Origin of the sequence: Rheinheimera soli (assembly GCF_031457405.1) — a bacterium.
Lineage (GTDB): Bacteria > Pseudomonadota > Gammaproteobacteria > Enterobacterales > Alteromonadaceae > Pararheinheimera > Pararheinheimera soli_A.
Window position 1 is genome coordinate 41,857 of sequence record NZ_JAVDWR010000009.1, and the last position, 22,411, is coordinate 64,267.

General features: G+C 47.4%; 15 protein-coding genes and 1 pseudogene. 9 read left to right on the top strand and 7 right to left on the bottom strand.

Annotated elements, in window-relative coordinates:
* Position 1 precedes the first annotated feature (1 nt).
* Positions 2-1,153: a glutathionylspermidine synthase family protein gene (locus J2W69_RS13395; protein ID WP_310279341.1), complete on the top strand. Its 1,152-nt coding sequence runs from the start codon at positions 2-4 to the stop codon at positions 1,151-1,153.
* Positions 1,154-1,307: 154 nt separating this feature from the next.
* On the opposite strand, the pseudogene J2W69_RS13400 reads toward J2W69_RS13395, so the two are convergent.
* Positions 1,308-1,931 (bottom strand): annotated as a pseudogene (locus J2W69_RS13400) (ISAs1 family transposase); the annotation flags it as partial.
* A 653-nt stretch (positions 1,932-2,584) separates the two neighbouring features.
* On the opposite strand from J2W69_RS13400, the gene J2W69_RS13405 reads away from it, so the two are divergent.
* Positions 2,585-3,394, top strand: coding sequence for a hypothetical protein (locus tag J2W69_RS13405; RefSeq protein ID WP_310279343.1), 810 nt, complete (start codon positions 2,585-2,587; stop codon positions 3,392-3,394).
* 303 nt (positions 3,395-3,697) lie between these two features.
* Positions 3,698-5,017, top strand: a complete 1,320-nt coding sequence (gene argA, locus J2W69_RS13410) for an amino-acid N-acetyltransferase (RefSeq protein WP_310279345.1) — start codon at positions 3,698-3,700, stop codon at positions 5,015-5,017.
* On the opposite strand, the gene J2W69_RS13415 is transcribed toward argA, so the two are convergent.
* From J2W69_RS13415 to proB, 4 genes are all read right to left on the bottom strand, one after another.
* A complete protein-coding gene (locus J2W69_RS13415; protein ID WP_310279347.1) occupies positions 5,012-6,094 on the bottom strand; it encodes a glycerol-3-phosphate dehydrogenase/oxidase in 1,083 nt (360 codons plus the stop codon). The two genes, argA and J2W69_RS13415, sit on opposite strands and share 6 nt — an antisense overlap.
* Before the next feature lie 80 nt (positions 6,095-6,174).
* The gene (locus J2W69_RS13420) at positions 6,175-6,654 is read right to left on the bottom strand and encodes a hypothetical protein (RefSeq protein ID WP_310279349.1); all 480 of its coding nucleotides are present in this window, start codon (positions 6,652-6,654) and stop codon (positions 6,175-6,177) included.
* Positions 6,655-6,722: 68 nt separating this feature from the next.
* A complete protein-coding gene (locus J2W69_RS13425) occupies positions 6,723-7,973 on the bottom strand; it encodes a glutamate-5-semialdehyde dehydrogenase (protein WP_310279351.1) in 1,251 nt (416 codons plus the stop codon).
* A 2-nt stretch (positions 7,974-7,975) separates the two neighbouring features.
* On the bottom strand, positions 7,976-9,094 hold the full coding sequence (gene proB, locus J2W69_RS13430; RefSeq protein WP_310279353.1) for a glutamate 5-kinase: 1,119 nt from the start codon (positions 9,092-9,094) through the stop codon (positions 7,976-7,978).
* Positions 9,095-9,264: 170 nt separating this feature from the next.
* Here proB and J2W69_RS13435 point away from each other — a divergent pair, with 170 nt between their 5' ends.
* The gene (locus tag J2W69_RS13435; protein WP_310279355.1) at positions 9,265-9,915 is read left to right on the top strand and encodes a YiaD family glycine zipper/OmpA-like lipoprotein; all 651 of its coding nucleotides are present in this window, start codon (positions 9,265-9,267) and stop codon (positions 9,913-9,915) included.
* An 86-nt stretch (positions 9,916-10,001) separates the two neighbouring features.
* A complete protein-coding gene (locus J2W69_RS13440) occupies positions 10,002-10,850 on the top strand; it encodes an EamA family transporter (RefSeq protein ID WP_310279356.1) in 849 nt (282 codons plus the stop codon).
* Positions 10,851-10,880: 30 nt separating this feature from the next.
* On the opposite strand, the gene speE is transcribed toward J2W69_RS13440, so the two are convergent.
* Complete coding sequence (speE, locus tag J2W69_RS13445; protein ID WP_310279358.1) at positions 10,881-11,738, bottom strand: polyamine aminopropyltransferase; 858 nt, start codon at positions 11,736-11,738, stop codon at positions 10,881-10,883.
* 194 nt (positions 11,739-11,932) lie between these two features.
* Between speE and speA the strand changes: the two genes are divergently transcribed.
* The 4 genes from speA to J2W69_RS13465 all read left to right on the top strand — a co-directional run bounded on the left by speA (position 11,933) and on the right by J2W69_RS13465 (position 16,911).
* Complete coding sequence (speA, locus tag J2W69_RS13450; RefSeq protein WP_310279360.1) at positions 11,933-13,819, top strand: biosynthetic arginine decarboxylase; 1,887 nt, start codon at positions 11,933-11,935, stop codon at positions 13,817-13,819.
* An 82-nt stretch (positions 13,820-13,901) separates the two neighbouring features.
* Entirely contained in the window at positions 13,902-14,795 is an 894-nt protein-coding gene (locus tag J2W69_RS13455; protein WP_310279362.1) for an acyltransferase, read from the top strand.
* Positions 14,795-15,718 carry an acyltransferase gene (locus J2W69_RS13460; RefSeq protein ID WP_310279364.1) on the top strand — a complete coding sequence of 308 codons (924 nt, stop codon included), beginning with the start codon at positions 14,795-14,797 and terminating at the stop codon, positions 15,716-15,718. The genes J2W69_RS13455 and J2W69_RS13460 overlap by 1 nt, the downstream gene beginning before the upstream one ends.
* Complete coding sequence (locus tag J2W69_RS13465) at positions 15,712-16,911, top strand: mechanosensitive ion channel family protein (RefSeq protein ID WP_310279366.1); 1,200 nt, start codon at positions 15,712-15,714, stop codon at positions 16,909-16,911. The genes J2W69_RS13460 and J2W69_RS13465 overlap by 7 nt, the downstream gene beginning before the upstream one ends.
* 67 nt (positions 16,912-16,978) lie before the next feature.
* Here J2W69_RS13465 and J2W69_RS13470 read toward each other — a convergent pair whose 3' ends face one another.
* Positions 16,979-22,288, bottom strand: coding sequence for an InlB B-repeat-containing protein (locus tag J2W69_RS13470; protein WP_310279368.1), 5,310 nt, complete (start codon positions 22,286-22,288; stop codon positions 16,979-16,981).
* Positions 22,289-22,411: the final 123 nt, after the last annotated feature.

Genomic DNA, 22,411 nt, shown 5'->3' on the forward strand with positions numbered 1-22,411 from the left:
AATGAAAAAAGTAGCTTGTGATGAGCGCCCTGGCTGGCGCTCTTATGCTGAATCTGTTGGCTTTGAGTTTCATACTTTTGACGGCGAAGCCTATTGGGATGAAACTGCGTACTACCAGTTTAACCTGCGCCAGATAGAACAAGATTTAGAAGAACCCACCGAAGAGCTGCATCAGATGGCTTTAGCTTTAGTGGATGACATTATCGGCGATGAAGAAAAGCTGCAGCAGCTCGCCATACCGGAACCATTCTGGGATTTTGTTGCCGGATCCTGGCGCGCTAAAGCGCCGTCTTTATATGGCCGACTGGATTTAGTCTACGACGGTCATGGCCCGGCTAAATTGCTGGAACTGAATTACGACACCCCTACCTCTTTATTTGAAACTGGTTTTTTCCAGTGGGTATGGCTGGAAGATCAGATCATGCGCGGCAAAGTGCCACAAGGCGCTGATCAGTTTAACTCCTTGCAAGATCAGTTAGAAGCCGCTTTTGCTGAGTTGCCTTTGGCCAACCCTTTGTATTTTGCTTCTGTGGCAAACAGCATCGAAGACAAAGGCACAGTCATGTACCTGATGGACATTGCCAAACAAGCGGGGCTCGACAGCCGTTTTATCGAGCTGGAACAACTGGGTGAAGCCAGTGGTCAACTGGTCGATCTGGACGGTTACGCTATAGGTGGCTTGTTTAAGTTGTACCCATGGGAATTTATGCTGCAGGAAGATTTTGCGTCCGTCATCTTAAGCAGCCAAACCCAATGGTTGGAACCGGGCTGGAAAATGTTGTTATCCAACAAAGGCATATTGCCCTTGCTCTGGCAAAAACATCAGGGCCACCCCAACTTACTGGAAAGTCACTTTGAACAACCAGGCCAAAGTTTTGGCGCAGGCTGGGTACGTAAACCGCTGTTTTCCCGCGAAGGCGCTAATGTTGAATTAGTGACTCAAAGCGGCGAAAAAATCAGTGAACCAGGCCCATACTCCGACTCACCTTTTATCCGTCAGAAGTTACAGCAATTACCAAAATTCGGCGACAGCTACACCATGATTGGCAGCTGGGTGGTAGGCAACAGCGCAGCTGGTATTGGTATTCGCGAAGATAATTCTTTGATCACCAAAGACAGCTCCAGATTTTTGCCGCATATAATTTTGGATTGATGCTAAAGCTCTGGTTGCGGATTAGCGTGGCCAGAGTTTTTCCTGTGACTCAGGGGTTAGTGGTCAGATTAAGCGTTTTGGTGACAGTACCACCTTTTTGTAAACCGCATCCATCACTGTCTTCAGTAACTACATTCACTCTGTGCCCTGCCGCTTTTGCTGCCAGCAAATAATCGGCGCCTTTATCAACAATCTTCTGCGCTATATCCTTCTGGCATCTCATGGCATCGATACTTACCAGACAGCCTTTGAGTTCCAGCAAATCCAGCAGCTCTGGTATCGCTGTGATTTCATTTGATTTTTCCTCCGTTTTGACTTGACCAAGCACCACGCCATTCGCGCTGGCAAAGGCACTGACCATATGAATAGCCGAGCGTCGGCTTGTGCGGTTGTACGAGCTGCACAGTGTTTTACCGTCAATCGCAACGACCTGCCCCTCTGTCAACACTGCAACGGCTTGCATCCACTCAGCAAAGCAGCGTTGTAATTGAGTAGGCTCTATACGAGCGATAATACGTGCAATAGTGTCGTGAACGGGAACGCCTTCAGCAAAAAATCCCAGCTTCTGTAGCCAATGCAGCTTAGCTTCGCCAAAATCTTCAATATCTTCCCAGCCCTGACAACCCGAAATCACAGCACAGAGGGTCAAAAACAGCACATCAAACAGCGGATAAGTGACTTTGGCGGACTGGCGAGTGTCTTCGATACTGGAAAAGTGTTCAGAGAATAGATTCAAGTTCACAGAATTGCCCTTTTGCAAAAGGCAGTATCTGATCATAAGCTGGCGTTTGGGTCAACTACCAGCTTGGGGTGGTCAAAAAATGTTCGTGATCTTGCCCTGGGCTCACGTTAGCCAAAACACAAAACCTAAATTAATATGCTTTAACAAAGCTTACACAACTAAAAGTATTAGGAGAATTTCGTGTGAAAAAATGGATGTGTTTTTTTGTCTTGTCCCTGTTGTATCCTTTCACTGGACTCTCGTCAGGCTACCTTACCCCCTATGGTCAAGGAGTAATGATTCAGAAGTACACTATGCATGGAGAAGGAGGGATGACCTTGTGGGTATCTGGACTCAGCAACCCTGATAGTTGCGGCGACACAAATCTTGTTCATATAAAACCATCTCTCGCGGGCTACAACGGGATAGTTTCTGCAGCTATGGCAGCATACGCTTCCGGCAAAAAGGTTGGTTTATGGAGTACCGGTTGCGAGCTGATCCCATTTTGGGGAGGTACAATAACCAGACCTATAGTCCATACCTTATGGGTCACAGAGTAGAGTCTAACCTTTTCAATCTAAGTTTTTCAGGCCAGTGTTGTACTTGCCTGTAATCATCAATTCGTCAGCTTTTCATCCTGTAAAAGTAATGCCTTTTAAAGCTCTTGTTCAGATAATACTGACTCATTCCCGGCAAGGCGGAGCTTCTCAATGAGCAAAATATCCTTCTATTTCCTTTATGTGATGATTAGCTGCAGCAGCCTGCTACTGTCTGGTTGTGGTGGGGGCAGTACTACTCAGGGAAATCCGCAGCAAATAGGCATCAACTTTCCTGTGGGTGCCGAAGTGCCGGACAACCGCTATGTCGATCATTATCAAATTCTGGTATTTGGCAACAGCCATGTCCGTTCACATAACCTGACGGGGTTGATCCGACAGTTTATTTTGGCCGGGCGGCCAGGGGCTGTGGTGGACATTACTGTAGCTGGTGATGGTTCTTATCTGGATGAGCGTTTATATAACAAAGTGGATTTGGCTTTTATGCAGTCCCGCAGCTGGACTCATGTCATCTTACAGGGCCAGAAATACTCCACTACAGGTTTAAACAGTTATCCAATAGATGACAGCCTGATTTGGCTTAGAGCAGTAAAAGCCCAAGGTGCTACCCCTGTATTATTTCCTGAACATGGTCAGGACGGTAACAGCACAGAAGGCAGCCGGGTGCACCAGTTGCATCAGACTATAGTAGCGACAGAACCAGGTTGCATTGCACCTGTTGGCCTGGCATGGGACAAAGTGTGGCAGCAGGAACCCAGGATGGTATTGCATGAAGCGGATGGCAATCATGCAGCTTTGGCTGGTACTTTTCTGACAGCTTTAGTGTTTTATCAAAGCATCACAGGAAATAATGCCGAATTGCTGGGGTATTTTCCTCAGATCCCTGTACCTGCTGAGCAGCAGCAGTTTTTACGCCAAATGGCAGCTGCTACTTTACAGCAAAGTCCTGCCTGCCCTTTTTAAAGGGCAGCAATTAATATTAATTCAGTAAAGACACATAACAACCCACAAAGGTGAATATCAACCAACAGTGAATCACACATAAAATATTGATATAAAATGAAATTTACAAAAACATCTTCCTAACACAAATAAACTGTTGGTTATTTATCCAAAATTGTTTAAAGTGCGCGCTCATTTGTGCTGTCTATACTGCGCCAGCTATAGCTTCTGCATTATTTTGCTATGCTTAAGCCACTGCCGTATTCCTGTCACAAGGCAGCCCTAGTCTTATTTTTGTTTTTGCCAGAAGGAAACAAAACCATAGTGCGCACTACAGAACTCGTTGATGGCTTTCGTCAGTCCGCCCCTTATGTGAATTCACACCGTGGCAAAACCTTTGTGGTGATGATGGGTGGTGAAGCCATAGATCAGCCAGGCTTTCGCAGCATTATTAATGACATAGCTTTGCTTAATACCCTCGGCATTAAAATAGTGCTGGTGTATGGTGCCCGGCCACAAATTAATAGAGCCCTGGAAAAAGCCGGTTTAAATTGTGATTACCACAATCGTATCAGGGTCACAGACGATGATGCTTTTTTGGTGATCAAACAAGTCGCAGGTGCTTTGCAGCTGGATATTACCGCACGTTTGTCGATGAGCTTAAGTAATACGCCTATGCACAATGCACAAATTAACGTGGTCAGCGGCAACTTTGTGATAGCACAGCCTTTGGGTGTAGAAGACGGCATCGACTATTTACATAGCGGTCGTGTGCGCCGTATTGATGTGCAAGGTATCCGCCGTCAGCTGGATAATAACGGTATCGTGGTGATGGGGCCTGTTGCAGCTTCAGTCACAGGCGAAAGCTTTAACCTGACAGCCGAAGAAATTGCCACTCAGGTGGCGATTAAACTTAAAGCAGAAAAAATTATCGGCTTTAACGAAGCCGGCGGTATTGTGGCCGACGATGGCGATATTACCGCAGAACTGATGCCCAATTATGCCGAACATTTAATGTGGCAAATGGAGCAAAAAGCAGACGCCTGCACTGCCACTGTGGCTTTTTTACATGCAGCTATCACTGCGTGCCGTTCTGGTGTGCCACGTTGTCACTTAGTCAGTTACGGCGAAAATGGCGCTATGCTGCAGGAATTATTCTCCCGTGACGGCATTGGTACTCAAATTGTCACCGAAGCGGCAGAACGTTTACGTGCCGCCAGCATCACTGACATTGGCGGTATTCTGGATCTGATCCGGCCGCTGGAGCAACAAGGTTTGTTAGTGCGCCGCTCACGCGAACAGCTGGAAATGGAAATTGATCAGTTTGTGGTGATTGAACGTGATGGTTTAATTATTGGCTGTGCTGCGCTTTATCCATTCCCGGAAGAAAATGTAGGTGAATTTGCCTGCCTGGCCGTGCATGAACAATACCGTGACGCCGACCGTGGCAGCGCTTTGCTGAAAAACATTATTCAACTGGCGCGGCAGCGTAAGTACTATCGCTTGTTTGCGCTGACTACCCGCAGTATTCACTGGTTCCAGGAGCATGGTTTTGAGCTGGTGACAGTGCAGGACTTGCCAGAGAAAAAACAACAGTTGTATAACTACCAACGCCGTTCAAAAATACTGGCGTTGGATTTATAACACTTTTTTCTGCACCTGTTCCACTACAGTCAGGGCCAAAGCTCTGGCTGTAGTCCATTTCCCACCTGAAACTGTTAATAACTGCTGTTGCCAATTCAGCGCGTATTCGCGACTGGCCGTGCTGGCACTGTCGCTACCACCTAATAAAGGGCGCACTCCGGCAAATTTACTCTGAACATCAGCGTCACACAATTGAGTAGAAAAATAGTGGTTATACAGCTGCAATAAATACGCCTGCTCTGTTTCACTGCACTCTATGGGTTCTGCCAGACTTTGCCGTACTTCTGTGGTGCCTAATAAAGTTTGCCCCTGATAAGGCAATACAAAGACAATACGGGTCTCGCCCGGTACTTCCAGCATATGGCCATAACGGCTGACGGCTGGCAGCAATAAATGACTGCCCCGCACCAGATCTAAAGTTTGTTGGACGGGCAGCTCGGACTGCTCCAGCAGCTGATTACTCCATGGGCCTGCCACATTCACCACCAGATCAAAGACTTGCCAGTCGGAACTGTTCCCGGCAAAGACCCCACCAGTAGCAGTGATTTGACTGACAGGGCAATGCTGATGGATCTGCACTCCGGCTTTGATGGCTTGGTCAGCCACCCACAACCCCAGTTTCCTGTCGTCCATCTGGCCATCAAAAAATAAATAAGCACCTGTTAAACCATCTGTTTTTAGGTGTGATGAACAGCGTTTTGCCTGTTCTGCCGTCAGCCAGCGATGGCGGCCTATGCCTTTTTTTCCACTCAGCAAGTCATAAAGCCACAAACCAATTTTGATTTGCCAGCGCGGTCTTTGGCTGTTTTGATAAATGGGGTACAGCAGAGGTAATCTTTTGGTTAAATGCGGTGCCTTTTTCAGCCACCAGCGCCTTTCCTGCAAAGCTTCATGCACCAGCCGAAACTCGCCCTGTTCCAGATAACGCAAACCGCCATGTAATAATTTGGAGGAAGACTTGCTGGTCGCCTGCATCAGTTCGTCGCGTTCAAACAACTCCACCTGATGACCAGCCAACGCCAGTTGCCAGGCGGATGACAAACCATTAATTCCGCCACCTATGACCGCTATTTTCATATGCTAATCCATTAAGTCTTTGATCTATCAAAGCAGAACTGAACAACTTTGTCGAACAGCGGGGGCAGATAAGCGGCAGACTAATCCATCAGCATCATGGCTTTTTGTATTTGCTGATCGCTTAAGCCTTGCTCTTGCATCGAGCTGAGTAATTGAGTTTTTGCATCAGCAACAGCCCGAACTAAGTTGCCGATTTCTGCTTGCAGTTGCTTTATTTTTTGTTCTTTTTCTTCGGCTGGCATGGCGTTGTTATTCATCAGCTTTTGCAACTCCTCCCGCTTCTCTTCCAGCTCTTCCTGCTGGTTACGAATAGCTTTCAGCGAGTTTTTCACATCATCGGGCAACTCACTTTCGTCTATATCTTCGTCGCGGCCTGCATTTTTGGACTTTTGCAAACCCAAAGGCGAGATATCCACATGAATACCCACCTCTGCTTTTATACCGCTCTTGTTATCTGACGCAGTAATGCCAGCTGCATCAGAACTGGCTAAAGTGGAGCGTTGTTCTGAGTTACTGATACCCCTGTTCAAAACCTGGGTTAAAACATCCATTTTTATCATCAGCTTTTGCACCTGAAACAGAAAATACTTACTGTTATCGGCACAACCTCATTAAACTTGAATCCGCTTTAGCGGGTTTGGCCATCCCCTATCACTATGTATTTTTCAGTGGTCAGGGATTCCAGCCCCATAGGGCCGTAAGCGTGCAGTTTGGAGGTAGAAATACCAATCTCAGCCCCTAAGCCCAGCTCGCCGCCGTCACTGAAACGTGAAGAAGCATTGACCATCACGACAGCGCTGTTAATTTGCTTTAAAAACCGCTGTGCTGTGCTGATATCCTGAGTGCAAATGACTTCAGTATGGCCTGAACTATGGCGCTGAATATGAGCCACAGCTTCGTCGTAATCAGCCACAGTTTTTACCGACATCGCCAAACGTAAATACTCAGTATCAAACTGAGCGTCGTCCGCTTTAGTTGCCCCAGTGAAATAGGGCAAAGACAAGTCACAGGCAAAGACTTCCACCTGTTGTTCTTCAAAAGCCGCAGAGACCAAAGCTAAAAATTCTGGCGCTATCGCCTGGTGCACCAGCAAAGTCTCCAGTGAATTACAAACCCCTGGCCGCTGAGTTTTGCCGTTTAATAACAAGGCCATGGCTTTATCCAGATCAGCTGCTTTATCCACATACAAATGACAGATGCCTTTGTAATGCTGGATCACCGGAATTTTGCTGTGGTCGCTGACAAAATGAATTAAACCTTCACCACCCCTGGGTATTACTAAATCGACACTGTCTTTTTGCTGCAGCAGTTCCAACAGCAAGGCCCGGTCCGGGTCTGGGATCACACTAATAGCAGCCGGGTTTACGCCTTGTTTTGCCATGGCTTTGTGTAAGGAAGCCGCTATTGCCAGGCTTGACTGCAAAGCTTCACGGCCACCACGTAAAATCACCGCATTACCTGATTTTAAACATAAAGCGCCAGCGTCTGCCGTGACATTAGGCCGGGCTTCGTAAATCATCGCGATGACGCCAAGCGGAATACGCATTTTACCGACCTGAATACCATTAGGCCGTGGCGCCATCTGGCGGATTTGGCCAACAGGATCTGGTAAAGCAGCTATATAACGCACTGCGTTGGCTAAGGTTTTAATTCGATCTTCAGTCAGCAATAAGCGGTCCAGCATAGCCTCTGCTAACTGCTTTTCGCGCCCTGCCGCCATATCTTTGGCATTACCCGCCAGAATGAATGCTGTGTCGGCTTCTAACTGATCCGCCATCGCCAGCAGCAACTGGTTTTTATCCGCTTCGGACAACTGCGCCAGTTGTAATGCCGCTTGCTTGGCTTGCTGGCAAATGGCCTTAATATTTACGCTTGTCATACTCAGCCCTCCACTAAAGCTAAATCGTCGCGGTGCACCACTACTTCGCTTGGGCAATAACCCAAAATACCGGCGATTTGCTGGCTGTGCACACCACGGATTTTTCCAAGCTCAGCCACACTGTATTGACTGATGCCTTTTGCCAGTTGTTTACCAGCCTCGTCACACAACCAAATAGCATCACCTTTATCAAAGTCGCCACTGATACTGCTGATGCCTTTTGGTAGTAAAGATGCGCCTTTATGCAGCAACGCCTGCACAGCACCACTGTCGAGCTGTAACTCACCCCGTGTTTTTAAGCTGTGTAACAGCCAGTGTTTTTTTGCACTTAAGCGTTCCTGCTGTTTATGAAACAGCGTGCCACAGGCTTTTCCTGCCAGCAGTGCTGCAAAACTATCGGCTTTCTGACCGTTAAGAATTAAGGTATCAATGCCCTGAGAGGTGGCTTTGCTGGCGGCCTGCAATTTGGTGGTCATGCCGCCAGTGCCAATCAAATGATGACTACCACCGGCCATCGCATAAATTTCCGGCGTGATCAGATGCACTTCAGGGATCAACCTGGCACTGCTGTCAGAACGTGGATTGGCTGTATATAAACCATCGACATCGGAGCAAATAATCAAAGCATCGGCATCAACAACTGTCGCCACCAAAGCTGCAAGGTTGTCGTTATCTCCCACTTTAAGTTCAGCGGTCGCCACAGTGTCGTTTTCATTCACTATCGGAAGCACGCCGTGATCGAGCAAAGTACGCAAGGTATTGTGGATATTTAAGTAGCGGTTGCGATGCTGCAAATCGTCATGCGTCAGCAGAATTTGCGCGCAATCCACATCCAGTAAATTGCGCCAGCTTTGCATCATGCGGGTTTGGCCTACTGCGGCCATAGCTTGTTTCACATTAATGGGTAAGGGGTGATGGGCAAAGGGAATAGCAGCGCGGCCTGCCGCCACACTACCTGAGGATACTAATACCACTTCAACCCCTTGTTGTCTGCACTCACTGATAAAGCCAGCGATAGCCAACAAATAACGGGTGGAGCAACCTTTTGCTTCCGGTGCAATCAGGGCACTGCCCACTTTGAGCACCAGACGTCGCCACTTTAACCCAGCCATAACACCCATTTATCTCCAGTTAATTTTTAACCACCGGAGCATACCTATTTAGACGTATATATGTCTATACCCGTCTTACTTGAAGCTGTAGCTTTGTTGAATGCAGGATTTGATTTAGTTCAGCGCTAATTCAGTTGAACTGAGGTACAATAACTCCACAAAAATTCAGGAGATTTCGCATGAAAGCCAAACACTTAGGTTTAGTTGCATTATGCAGCACTTTAGTTTTATCAGGTTGTGCCAGCATGAACATAGCGCCGGAAAATCAAAACACCGCCAAAGGCGCAGCCATTGGTGCAGGTGTCGGTGCTGTGCTGGGTAAAGCCACAGGCAACCATAAAAATAAAAGACTGGCGATAGGTGCTGCTATTGGTGCTTTGGCCGGTGCTGCTGTGGGCCGTTATATGGACCATCAGGAAATAGCCTTGCGTGATCAATTATCAGGTACTGGTGTAAAAGTGCACCGTGACGGCGATATTTTACGTTTAGAAATTCCGTCACAAATTACTTTTGCGGTAAACCAGGCCGCCATTCAGCCACAGCTCTATCCGGTATTAAACGATGTAGCTAAAGTGCTGGGCGAATACGACAAAACCTTGCTGGTGATCAGCGGTCATACCGACGATACCGGCACTTACGACTACAATATGCAGTTGTCGAAAAAACGAGCTGAAAGCGTCAAAGATTATTTGGTAGCACAACGCTTAAACCCCATTCGTATTGAAACTCAGGGTTTAGGCCCAAGCTACCCGGCAGTGCCAAACAATTCTGAAAGCAACAGAACAATGAACCGCCGCGTTGAGATCCATATCGAAGCCATCACTCAGTGATATAAAAAAGCCGGTCTGGACTTGTAATTTGCAGCGGGCTGGGGTAAACCCAGCCCCTTGTAGAAGCAGCCAGCCGGAGTTTTTTTATGGGTTTATTGTGGTTAGTCACGCTGATTTGGGCTTTTAGTTTCTCCTTGATTGGCGAATTTCTGGCTGGCCGTGTTGATCCTTATCTGGCGGTCAGTAGCCGTATGCTGTTGGCCTTGTTGTTATTCCTGCCCTGGTTATTCAAAAGCAGTAGCTCTAAAACTCAGGCTGTGGCTCTTGCCGCTATAGGATCAGTGCAACTTGGGCTGATGTATTTGTTTTTGTATCACAGCTTTTTGTATCTGACTGTGGCCGAAGTGCTGCTCTTTACCATTCTGACTCCTGTGTATATCTCGGTGCTGGATTACTTTTGGCGCTATAAAAAGCTGCACCTGCGCTGGTTAGGCCCTGCTCTGTTGGCTATTTTGGGCGCCTTGGTGATTCGGTATCAAAACTTAAGCTCAGATTTCTGGTGGGGATTGCTGCTGATACAGGCAGCCAACTTATGTTTTGCTTTTGGTCAGGTCGCCTACCGCCAACTGAACTTAGGCTCCACAGGCGCACAGCGGTATAACTTTGGCTGGTTTTTTGTTGGCGCCACTGTCACCAGCTTAATAGCCACAGCTTTATTTGCCGACTGGAACAAAATGCCGACGACCACTCTGGATTACGGCATTTTAGCCTGGCTGGGTGTAGTGGCTTCAGGTTTAGGTTATTGGTTATGGAATGCAGGAGCCAGGCAGGTCAATGCGAATCAGTTGGCCGTGATGAATAACGTCTTAATCCCTGCAGGCTTAGTAGTGAATTTTGTATTCTGGCAACATAACGTCAACTGGCTCACCTTATCCGCAGGTTCGGTACTGATTTTAGCCAGCTTAGTCTGGGCAAGCAGGCAGAAAAATTTGTAAGGGCGACCTTTAGGGTCGCCCGTCACTTCATCATTTCTCTGCAAAAGCCTTTTTGACAAAATTAGGCAAAGCCATAGCAGCCTGATGCACTTCAGCATTGTAGTACTGGGTTTCAAAAGCAGGATTTTGCGCAGCTTCAACCCGGAAGCCGTCAAATTTGGCTTCTTTGCGGGCTAAAGTACAAGTCCACCAGCCCGATGGGTATACCATCTGTGGGAACAGCAGGCTTTGTAAATCGGCAAAACCGGCGTCTGACATCGCATCACGCATAGCTTTTAAAAGTGGCATATGAATAAGAGGCGACTCGCTTTGTTGCACTAAAATGCCACCTGGGCGCAACGCTTTTAAGCAGCTTTCGTAGAATGCTCTGTTAAATAAACCTTCACCAGGGCCTATAGGGTCAGTGGAGTCGACGATCACCACATCCAAAGATTCTGGTTCTGCGTCTCGCATAAACTGGATACCGTCGGCAAATTTCAAGGTAGCGCGCGGGTCGTTATTCGATGCGCACAACTCTGGGAAGTATTTTTCCGCCATACGGGTCACTTGTTCATCGATATCAATTTGTGTCACTTGTTCGATGTCAGGGTGTTTTAATACTTCACGCAAAGTACCGCAGTCTCCGCCACCTATAATCACCACTTGCTTTGGATTAGGGTGAGTAAATAACACAGGGTGGCTTAACATTTCGTGATAAAGGAAATTGTCGCGGCTGCTTAGCATAATGACGCCGTCAATTACCATCAGATTGCCAAAGTGTGTGGTTTCAAACATTTCGATATGTTGAAAAGGCGACTGCACCTCATCCAGTTTTTTTGTAATGGCTAAACCAAAAGCACTGCCACTGGCCGCAAAAATTTCAGTGAACCATTTATTGTCGCCCGACATACTTATCTCCTCAAAATAAACTAAGCTGGATGTCCCTGACTCGTATGAAACTGCACCTGCATTAGCTACGCCGTGCTGCAATTTCAAAGACTTTGGGGGTATTTTGCCAGTCAGGGCAAGATGAGACAAACTTTTCATGTTTTTTTCACTGTATTGGCTTTAAAATGGCGCATCATTTTTTAAAGGGCACGACAATGGCAGATTGGGGTATCGAAAAAGCACGATCCATATATAACGTAGCAGTCTGGAGTGAAGGCTATTTTGATGTGAACAACAATGGCGACCTGGTGGCCTATCCGGATCAGGACCATAAAAAACCCGGTATTAATTTCCCGGAACTGACTGCCCGTTTTAAAGAGGAAGGCTTAACCCTGCCCGTATTGGTACGTTTTACCGATATTCTGCAGCACCGTGTTGGCACCTTAATCAGCTCTTTTGCTCAGGCGAAAAAAGAGCGTGAGTACAAAGGCGAATACACAGCCGTTTACCCTATCAAAGTAAACCAGCAATTTTCTGTAGTGAAAAAACTGGTGAGCCATGACAGCGGCAAAGTAGGTTTAGAAGCAGGTTCCAAACCTGAGCTGATGGCTATTTTAGGTGTCACCGACAAACCTTTGCGTATTGTTTGTAATGGCTACAAAGATTCTGAGTTCCTGCGTTTAGCCACTATTGGCCAGATGATGGGCCACCAGGTGTATGTAGTGGTTGAAAAAATCACTGAATTAAAAACCTTAATCCGTGAAATCGACAGCTTAGGTCAGGCACCTTTAATTGGTATCCGTATCAAGCTGAACTCGGTCGGTAAAGGCAAGTGGCAAAACACCGGTGGTGAAAAAGGCAAGTTTGGCTTAACAGCCACTCAAGTACTGCAAGCCATCGACATTCTGCGTGAAGCCGGCAAACTGGACTTGTTGCAGTTAGTGCATTTCCATATAGGCTCTCAGATTGCCAATATCCGGGATATTCACAATGCCATCCGTGAATGTGCGCGTCACTATGCTGAACTGCGCACCTTGGGTGTGCCTATCACTACGGTTGACGTAGGTGGTGGTTTAGGTGTGGATTACGAAGGGTCAAACTCACGTTCAGCCTGTTCGATGAACTACACCATGCTGGAATACGCCCGCAACGTGGTGTATGGCTTAAAAGAAGTCTGTGACGAATACGACTTACCACATCCGAACATTATCACTGAGTCGGGCCGTGCTATGACAGCGCACCACGCAGTGTTAATCACTGATGCTATTGACGTAGAACGCGCACCAGGCTTAGTCAATATGCCAGAGCCAAGCGAAGACTCACCAGCTGTGATTTGGGCGTTGTGGGATTCGTATAAAAACGTTACGCCACGCACAGCGGTCGAAGCCTACCACGATGCAGTGCATTATTTTACCGATGCCCACGCTCAGTATGTGCATGGTTTGCTGACGTTAAAAGACTGGTCTTTGCTGGAGCAAATTTACTTTGCCACCATCAACAAAGTGAAAAACAAGCTGGATTTATCCTCGCGTTCACACCGTGATATTCACGATGAACTGAACGAGAAATTAGCCGACAAGTTGTTTGTGAACTTCTCCTTGTTCCAGTCCATGCCGGATGCCTGGGGTATTGACCAGTTATTCCCTGTGATGCCACTGGAACGGATGAATGAGTCGCTGGAACACCGCGCTATTATTCAGGACATTACCTGTGACTCAGACGGCGTACTGAAAAGTTATGCCGACGGTAACGGTATTGAATCCAGCTTGCCGCTGCCTTCTTACAAAGAAGACTCGCAGTTCCTGTTGGGTATGTTTATGGTCGGTGCTTACCAGGAAATTCTGGGCGACTTGCACAACCTGTTTGGTGACACCGACTCAGTGCATGTTGAACTGGATGACGAAGGCGGTTACCGTCTGACCAATGCGATTAAAGGCGACACAGTGGCTGACGTTTTACGTTATGTACAGTTTGACGCGAAGAAGCTGCTTGCCTCTTATCAGAAGCAATTAGCACGAATGGACTTTACCCCTGAAATGCAGGCGTCTTATTTAGATGAGCTGAAATCAGGGGTTTATGGTTACACCTATTTCGAAGATTAAGGTAAACTTGCCACTGATCGGATGAGAGAAAAGCAGGCCAGCCTGCTTTTCTTTTTTAAATTAATGATTAGGTGGTGATTCTATGCTGCATTTTTTACCAGCCCCAATACGTGGCTCGCTTTCTTTTTTGCTGTACTTTATCAACACTATTTTTTGGGCAACCCCTATTCTGATCCTGGCTATTGTAAAGTTGCCTCCGGTAAAAATCTGGCAAACCTGGATCACCTATTTACTCGATTTCTGCGCCACCAGCTGGATCACATTAAATAACTTAACCAGCCGCACTTTTACGCGGATCCGTTGGGATATCAAAGGCATAGATAACTTAAGCGTGAAAGACTGGTATCTGGTGATGGCAAATCATCAGTCCTGGGTGGATATTCTGGTGCTGCAAAAAGTCTTTAACCATAAAGCACCCTTTTTAAAGTTTTTCCTGAAAAAAGAACTGATTTATGTGCCTGTGATTGGCTTATGCTGGTGGGCGCTGGATTTTCCTTTTATGCAGCGTTTAACCGCCAAGCAGCTGGCGGAAAAACCTGAACTGAAAGGCACTGATATTGCGACAACCCGTAAAGCTTGCGAAAAATTCCGCTACAAACCGGTGTCTGTGATGAATTTCCTCGAAGGCACCCGTTTCACGACGCATAAACACGACAAACAACAATCGCCTTTTACCCACTTACTCAAACCCAAAGCTGGTGGTATTTCTTTTGTACTGAACGCTATGGGTGAACATTTGCATAAGCTGCTGGACGTGACCATTTGTTACCCCAAAGGCATTCCTACCTTCTGGGATTATATTTCCGGCAAAGTGCATGACATTAAAGTGCGGGTCAGAGTATTACCTATAGATCCAAAGCTGATTGGTGATTATGACGATCCGGTGTTTAAGCAAAAATTTCAAAGCTGGGTGAATCAGCTCTGGTTAGACAAAGACTTGTTATTAACAGAGCTGAAGCAAGGAGAGCGAAGCTGATGTTGCACTGGTTACCCGTGGTATTCAAAGCCCCTCTGGCATTTTTGCTGTTTAGCCTTAATCTGGCCTTGTGGGGTACTCTTGTTACACTCGTAGGCATAGCTAAACTGGTATCGCCAGGTTCAGCAACCAGAGCTTTCTGGTCCAAACCTGCACATTGGTGTTATCGCGGCTGGTCAAAATACAACAAACTACTGATGGAGCTGTTTAATAAAGTGGAATGGCAAGTCAGTGGTGTAGCTGAACTGAAAAAAGACAGCTGGTATTTGCTGATCTCTAACCATAAAAGCTGGCTGGATATTCCGGTATTAAGCCAGTTTGCGTTAAACCGTATTCCTGAGCCTAAGTTCTTTTTAAAAGAAGAATTAAAATGGGTGCCTTTTATTGGCTCAGGTTCCTGGGCTTTGGATATGCCTTTTATGAAGCGTTACAGTCAGGCCCAGGTTGCCAAAAAACCAGAGCTGAAAGGTAAAGACATAGAAACCACCCGCAAATCCTGCGAAAAGTTTAAAAACACCCCAACCACTATTATTAACTTTGTCGAAGGTTCACGTTTCACCCCAGAAAAACATAAACAAAAACGTAGTCCGTTCCGGCATTTGTTACCGCCCAAAGCAGGTGGTATTGCTTTTACTCTCGCCAGCATGGGGCAGCAGTTTCATTCGGTGTTGGATGTCACCATTATGTACCCGGACAACCCGGGCCATGTGGCCATTGATATGTTATGTGGCCGCTTAAAGCGCGTGGTTGTGCTGGTTGAAATTCTGCCTGTTGATCACGAAATTATTGGCGATTATTTTAACGACGAATCCTTCAGAGTCGCCTTTCAAAACTGGCTGAATCAACGTTGGCTGAAAAAAGACCAGGCAATAGCGGCTTATCAACAACCAGAAACGTCAGCTTCGGAAAACGCCTTGTGTTAGATCTGTATTTACAAAAGTGTGTCAGCTACTTTGGCCTGACAGTACCTCCAGAGCATTTGGTGATGCTCTCTATCCGGTTATTGTTGGCTTTGTGCTTATTAGGCCTGCTTTTTACTTTAACCAGACGTTATTTGTTACCTGCGATAGCCCATCTGCTGGATAAAGTGGATAGCGAACTGCAACAACAAACCCAACCACAACGACTGCAACTGGCCACTCATGTGGCGCATTTAATGCCTGCAGTGGTGCTGATTAGCTCAGCGGAGAAGTTTTTCCAGCATTGGCCTGAGTTTATGTCCATTGTGCATTTGGGTCTTTGGATTTACCTTTATTGTTTTGCCGGTTTAGCCTTTGCTGCCCTGATCAATTTTGCCACCACCATTTATACAGCTGTAGGCCGCCAGAGCAGCGTGCCTTATCTGGGGCTGGCTCAGGTGCTGAAGCTGCTCGATTTTATCGTCGTCAGCATTTTGATCCTCAGCACCCTGCTGGATAAATCACCTGTGTATTTGCTCAGCGGTTTAGGCGCTTTAACTGCGGTGCTGTTGTTAGTCTTTAAAGATACGATTTTAGGTTTAGTCGCCAGTATTCAATTAGCTACCAATAATATGGTAACGGCAGGTGACTGGATTGAAATGCCAAAATACGGCGCAGATGGTGCTGTAGTTGAAGTCGCTTTAACTACAGTCAAAGTGCAAAACTGGGACAACACAATTACCACTATCCCTACTTATGCACTGATTTCCGACTCCTTTAAAAACTGGCGTGGTATGCAACAATCCGGTGGCCGCCGTATTAAAAGAGCCATCAAAATTGATATTCACAGCATAGGTTTTCTGGACGAGCAGGAAAAACAGCAGCTGTTGGACGACCCAATATTGCAGCCATTTTTCGCCACAAAACAAGCCAAAGAATTGATGCAACAGTCTCACCTGACCAATCTGAAGTTGTTTCGGCACTACACCAAGTGGTTGCTGGAACAAAACCCGGATATCAACCAAAACATGACCCTGATGGTACGCCAGCTGGAACCCAACGAAGTAGGTTTACCGCTGGAAATTTATTGCTTTAGTTCAGATAAAATCTGGGCCAATTATGAGCAAATTCAGGCCGAAATTTTTGAAAACCTGTTGGCTACTTTGCCCTTGTTCACGTTAAGCTGCTTTCAGCGGATAGGTGGCAGACAGCTCTGAACCAGTTGGTGAATACTGCAGATAAAAAAAACCGCCGCAGCGGTTTTTTTATCTCCGTAGGCTGTTGTTAAAAGTGACGGATCAAGCCTAACTGCGCAGTACGCATATCTGCAGTTCTAACATCGTAATAACTGGCCCCTAACTTCAGTGACCAATGGTCTGTCAGCTTTATTTGCCCTTGTACTTCAACAAAAGCCACAGTTTCATTTTGGTTCTGTCTGGATAGCAGCGCTGAATCAACAAATTTGTCCTGTACCTCCATTTGCCAGACACCCAGCCTGACCCCAGGCTTAAACCATTCTGCAGTTGTCACTGGTTGCCATAACAGACTTAACTCAATTCCATTGCCTGAAATGGGCCACACAGCTTCCAGATCGCTGGCTTCTGTGCCCGGTGCTACGCCTGAAAACAGCGTGGTGATTTCACCAGCATCCAGCCAACCCAATTCAATGGAAAGCGTTTCTGCAAATTGGTAACCACCATAAAAACGGTATCCTGCTCTGCTTTTGTTATCCACAACAGCAGTCCCTGCTATACCAGCACTATTCATGGCCTGGGTGATCTCTGCTGAATCGGCGTCACTATTGACCGACATCAGATCTGCCCCCAGATACAACGGCTGAGCAGACAAGCTCAGCGGCAGTATGGCCGCTACTGCCACCAGACTTTTTCGTATTCTGAAAGCTGCAACAGCAGCGAACAGCAGACTCATCATTCCACCCATACTACCTCCGGATTTAGCAGTGACATCTTTTGGTGGTACAGGCAGCGGTGGAGGCAGAACCACCACTTCAGCCACGGCAAGTACACCAGGGTCACGGATCACACTATTGGCCACGCCATCATCATCATTCGGACCACCGTCCTGAATGGTTAAACGCACACAGCCATGGCCTGCCGTTAAACCACTGGACCAGTTGTCGGACGATACGCCAGGACATTGGCCCAATATATCGCGGGCAGCGCTATCAATACGGTTTGCCGTATTGACCTCAAAGTTCTGCCACTGGCCATTGATAAATTTACGCCAGATTGCATTGGCTGGAATACTGGTGCCCGCTGGCAGCGGAATAGCTACAGGTACAACTTCACCCGGATTTTCTAAACCCAGCACATCAAAGTTAATTACCAGACCTTGCTGCACAAAGCCTGAATCCTTTAACGACTCATCACTCAAGGCCATACCAAACTGGCCTGTGCTCCAGGATTGCTCTTCGGTTAAGGCACCCAAAGTTAATTGATACTGATTTGGCACTTCAGCATACAAAGCCTGTGCACCAGCAGCCTGACAAGAGCCAACCCGGTTTTCTTCCGTCACATTCGGGCAAAGCGGTAAACGGTTTGGCGTATCGGCAAAGCTATTTTCCGCTGCAGGAATACCTGAAGTGCCAGCCCCTGCGCAACTTTCCACCGGACAGCCTGCAATCACACGCAAGGCTAAATCATATTGGCCTGTGCGACCATTGGCTGACTGACCTGCGACAGTAATGGTATAACGGCCTTCCGCCAGACTTGCAGGATCAAAACTGGCCGTTGCACCTGAAACCTGCAAGGTCAGACCTGAAGCACTCCAACTGTAGTTTGCTTCTGTGGCGTTCAGTTCGCTCACAGACAGATTGACCAACCCGGAAGTCTGAGTGACCACATAAGTTTCAGCATTGTCTTGAATCGCCTTTACGGTCAGGGCTAAGGCAGGAACCTCTTGCTGCAGCGCCAAATTATGTACAGCAGGTGTTCCCAACAAGGCATTACTAATACCGGTTTCCTGTAATACCAAACGGGCTAGATTTGCCGTTGCAGTGACAGTATAAGTACGCAGTAACTTATGTTCAGCCGTAAACTGGACTTGTTGCAACTCTGAAGTCACACCATCTTTAAGTACTGCTGCGTTCACCGGATAGTCAACAGGTTCATCACTCAACCAAACCCGAACCGTTGTTGCTACATCTTGCTGTACAGGCTGCTGGCTTGACGTGAAGGCAAGGTATGGGAAGACGTTATACAGCACCTTCACCAGTTCGCCAGAGACGGCATCAACAAATTCCAGCGTATAGCGGCCAGTACGCCGCGCACTAAATATATAGCTGCCATCATCCTGCACTTTCAACAGCGCTTCGGCATCTGCCAGTTTAAGTTCAGACTCCACACCAGAGCGCACAACAGAGGCGCCAAGCAGCGTTTTTGCACCAGCACCGCCACTGAAGTGAAAGCGGCTGGTGCCATTGCTGGCTAAGGCTGCGTCGCTATCTTTTTCTACCAGGGTAAATGGATAGACTGTGACGGCTATAGTACAGGCTCGTTTGATAACAGAGGTCTGAATTTTCGTGCCCGATACCGCAGCCTCGCATGTGCCCGCTAACACCACTATATCGTCGGCATTGACCAGGCTAAGTTCAACAGTGGCAGTGCTGCCATAATTTACCTGCTGAGTGGCAGGGCTGATAGTCGCGTTACCTGTCACAGTAGCAGTGACCGTCAGTTGAATTTGTTCATACAAAGCTGTCAGTTTCAGGTTCTGCGCTGGCATAGTGACAGGAATAGCCGGTTCCCAGCGGGTAAAGGTATAGCCTTCACGAGTCGGGTTAGCCGGTGCTGTTATTGCTGCACCAAAGTTGGCACTGATTGGCGCAACAGCTGAACCACCTGCGCTATCAAAAGTGATGGTGTAACTGTTCACAGTCCACTGAGCTGTGACTGTGGTATTAGCCGCTGGCATAGTGGCTGGCAATGACGGACTCCAGCCTGCAAAGCTATAACCTTCCCGCGTTGGATCAACCGGAGTTTTTATTGCTGCACCAAAATTAGCACTGATGGGTGCGACAGCTGAACCTCCTGCACTATCAAAAGTGATGGTATAGCTATTGGCTGTCCACTGGGCGGTGACAGTGGTATTAGCTGCAGGCATAGTGGCTGGCAATGACGGACTCCAGCCTGCAAAGCTATAACCTTCCCGCGTTGGGTCAGCCGGAGCTTTTATTGCTGCACCAAAATTAGCACTGATGGGCGCTACTGCTGAACCACCTGCACTATTAAAAGTGATGGTGTAACTGTTGACTGTCCACTGAGCCGTCACAGTTGTATTGGCTGCAGGCATAGTGGTTGGCACTGTCGGATTCCAGCCTGCAAAGCTATAACCTTCGCGTGTCGGAGCTGCCGGAGCTGTTACCGCTGCACCAAAGTTGCCGTTGATAGGCGCTACTGCAGAACCGCCAGCCGTATTAAAGGTGATGGTATACACATTTGCAGTCCACTGTGCGGTTACAGTCGTATTAGCCGCCGGCATAGTGGCCGGCACTGCCGGACTCCAACCTGCAAAACTATAACCTTCGCGTGTCGGAGCTGCCGGAGCTGTTATCGCCGCGCCAAAGTTGCCGCTGATTGGCGCTACTGCAGAGCCTCCAGCACTGTCAAAGGTGATGGTGAAGCTACTAATGACAGTCCACTGAGCTGTAAAAGTGGTATTGGTTGCAGGCATGGTGGTTGGCACTGACGGTGTCCATCCCGCAAAGCTATAACCGTCACGAGTCGGGTTAGCAGGAGCTGTCACCGCTGTACCAAAGTTGGCACTGATCGGAGCTACGGCAGAACCACCTGCGCTATCGAAAGTAAGAGTGTAACTGTTAATGCTATATTGAGCCTGGACGGTCAAGGCTGAGCTAATGTTGTTAAATGGAACACTCCATCCCGTAAAGGAGTAGCCTGTTCGGACAGGAGAAGTTGGAGCTACTGCAGCAGCTCCTGCGCCCACCTGTTGAGTACTCAACACTGCATTATCCCAGTCAACAAAATTCACGGTAAAAAGATCGGCCTTCACGACAGTGACCACGATAGAAGAAACTGCGCTGCTATTTTCGCCATCAGAAACCATAAAGCTAATGGTACGCTTAGATGTGTCACCAGTATTTAACGTTGGGTCTGCACCAGCCTGGTAGGTCAGGCTTCTGAGCACCGACTGATAATCCGCAAGGGAAGCAACACCGCTAAGAGACAAAACACCGGTAGAAGAATCATAGGAAGCAGCAATGCCCGCTACTGTTTGCACTGCAAGAGTGTCAGTAGCAATCAAACCGGAAGAAATAGAAACTTGAGCTGAGACAAGGTTTGGGCTGTCAGAATCCAGAACAGCAAGCTGGCTATCCAAAACAACAGCAGACCCGGAAACCGCAGCCGACTGACTGGTGACAGACAATCTGACCGCTGGTGTTGGTAGTGCAAACACAACCAGGCTGTTACTGCCTTGTGCAGCCACATACAAATGACGATTTAAAGGGTCTGTAGACATACCAGAGGGAGCGCTAAAGTTTGTGACTCCATTTACATTGTTCACGACTTCGCTGTCGAACGTCAGTAATCCTGTTGTTGAGTCTCGTAAAAATGCAGTCACAGAGCTTGAAGTTATTGCACTGACCAGCACATATTTGCCATCCGGACTAATAGCCAGACTGCGTGCTCCTTGCATATTGGTCACCCCACCAGCTCCGTGAGTGACCTTGGCAAGGTAAGTTAATTCACCAGAAGTGCTGTTAATGCTAAAAATAGCGACTGAAGACTCACCCTGCCCGGTGACATAAAGATGCTTACCATCAGGTGAAATTTTTGCTGAAGAGGCAGCCTGAAGACCATCTACAGAGTCGGTATTGTCTTTATAGACGGCAACCAGAGTCAGTGCTCCGGTCGTTGTATTCCGGCTAAACACAGAGACGGCATGATCTGTAGTTGAAGTGACATAAACAAAGTTGCCATCTGCGCTGGAAGCAATATTTTTGATCGGACTGCCTGTTGGGCTAAATAATTGACCTAACGCATTGCCATTGACGTTATCAGCGTAATCAGCCAATTGACTGATAGCGCCAGTACCTGCGTCACGATTAAACACAACAAGACCGCTGGGGCTACCACCAACCCCATAGACTGTTTTAGCATCCGGGCTTACGCTTACAGATACAAAACCTCCGGTTGGGCTACTGCCTAAGCTGTTTACCACTGTTAATTCACCTGTCGTCAGGTTTCTGGACAAAGCCACCACAACATTGCCTGAAGGAGACGCGACATAAACATGTTTATTGTCGGAGCTGACATCCACACTAAATGCAGCAATAAGACCAGTTCTGGTGCTTCTGTAAGTTAATTGGCCTGTATCCAGATCACGCTCAAACACACTGACTGCAGAAGCCAGATAAGAAGCGGTGTAAACAAATTTACCATCAGGGCTAACAGCTACATCACTGATACCGTTTATGCCTAAAACACCATTGACATTATGAGTATGAGACTCCTGATAAGTCACAGCGTTAGCAAATGATGGAGCAACTCCTACAACCAAATTCAGCAATATGCCTAAAGTTAAAACATTAAAAAACTTCTGCAACCACTTCATCCAAGCCCCCTAACAATCTGATTATTATCACAATTACTTATATTTGTTACAATCGGCCTTTCCTGAAAAGACCCCGGCTTTACTGCTCCAGGCCTGCTACTGTTTGTCCGCATCAGGACAACG

Excerpts from the sequence above, each read along its gene's own strand:
- J2W69_RS13395 (WP_310279341.1), top strand. The coding sequence starts at position 2 with ATGAAAAAAGTAGCTTGTGATGAGCGCCCTGGCTGGCGCTCTTATGCT.
- J2W69_RS13405 (WP_310279343.1), top strand. The coding sequence starts at position 2,585 with ATGAGCAAAATATCCTTCTATTTCCTTTATGTGATGATTAGCTGCAGC.
- J2W69_RS13415 (WP_310279347.1), bottom strand. The coding sequence starts at position 6,094 with ATGAAAATAGCGGTCATAGGTGGCGGAATTAATGGTTTGTCATCCGCC.
- J2W69_RS13420 (WP_310279349.1), bottom strand. The coding sequence starts at position 6,654 with ATGATAAAAATGGATGTTTTAACCCAGGTTTTGAACAGGGGTATCAGT.
- J2W69_RS13425 (WP_310279351.1), bottom strand. The coding sequence starts at position 7,973 with ATGACAAGCGTAAATATTAAGGCCATTTGCCAGCAAGCCAAGCAAGCG.
- proB (WP_310279353.1), bottom strand. The coding sequence starts at position 9,094 with ATGGGTGTTATGGCTGGGTTAAAGTGGCGACGTCTGGTGCTCAAAGTG.
- J2W69_RS13435 (WP_310279355.1), top strand. The coding sequence starts at position 9,265 with ATGAAAGCCAAACACTTAGGTTTAGTTGCATTATGCAGCACTTTAGTT.
- J2W69_RS13440 (WP_310279356.1), top strand. The coding sequence starts at position 10,002 with ATGGGTTTATTGTGGTTAGTCACGCTGATTTGGGCTTTTAGTTTCTCC.
- speE (WP_310279358.1), bottom strand. The coding sequence starts at position 11,738 with ATGTCGGGCGACAATAAATGGTTCACTGAAATTTTTGCGGCCAGTGGC.
- speA (WP_310279360.1), top strand. The coding sequence starts at position 11,933 with ATGGCAGATTGGGGTATCGAAAAAGCACGATCCATATATAACGTAGCA.
- J2W69_RS13455 (WP_310279362.1), top strand. The coding sequence starts at position 13,902 with ATGCTGCATTTTTTACCAGCCCCAATACGTGGCTCGCTTTCTTTTTTG.
- J2W69_RS13460 (WP_310279364.1), top strand. The coding sequence starts at position 14,795 with ATGTTGCACTGGTTACCCGTGGTATTCAAAGCCCCTCTGGCATTTTTG.
- J2W69_RS13470 (WP_310279368.1), bottom strand. The coding sequence starts at position 22,288 with ATGAAGTGGTTGCAGAAGTTTTTTAATGTTTTAACTTTAGGCATATTG.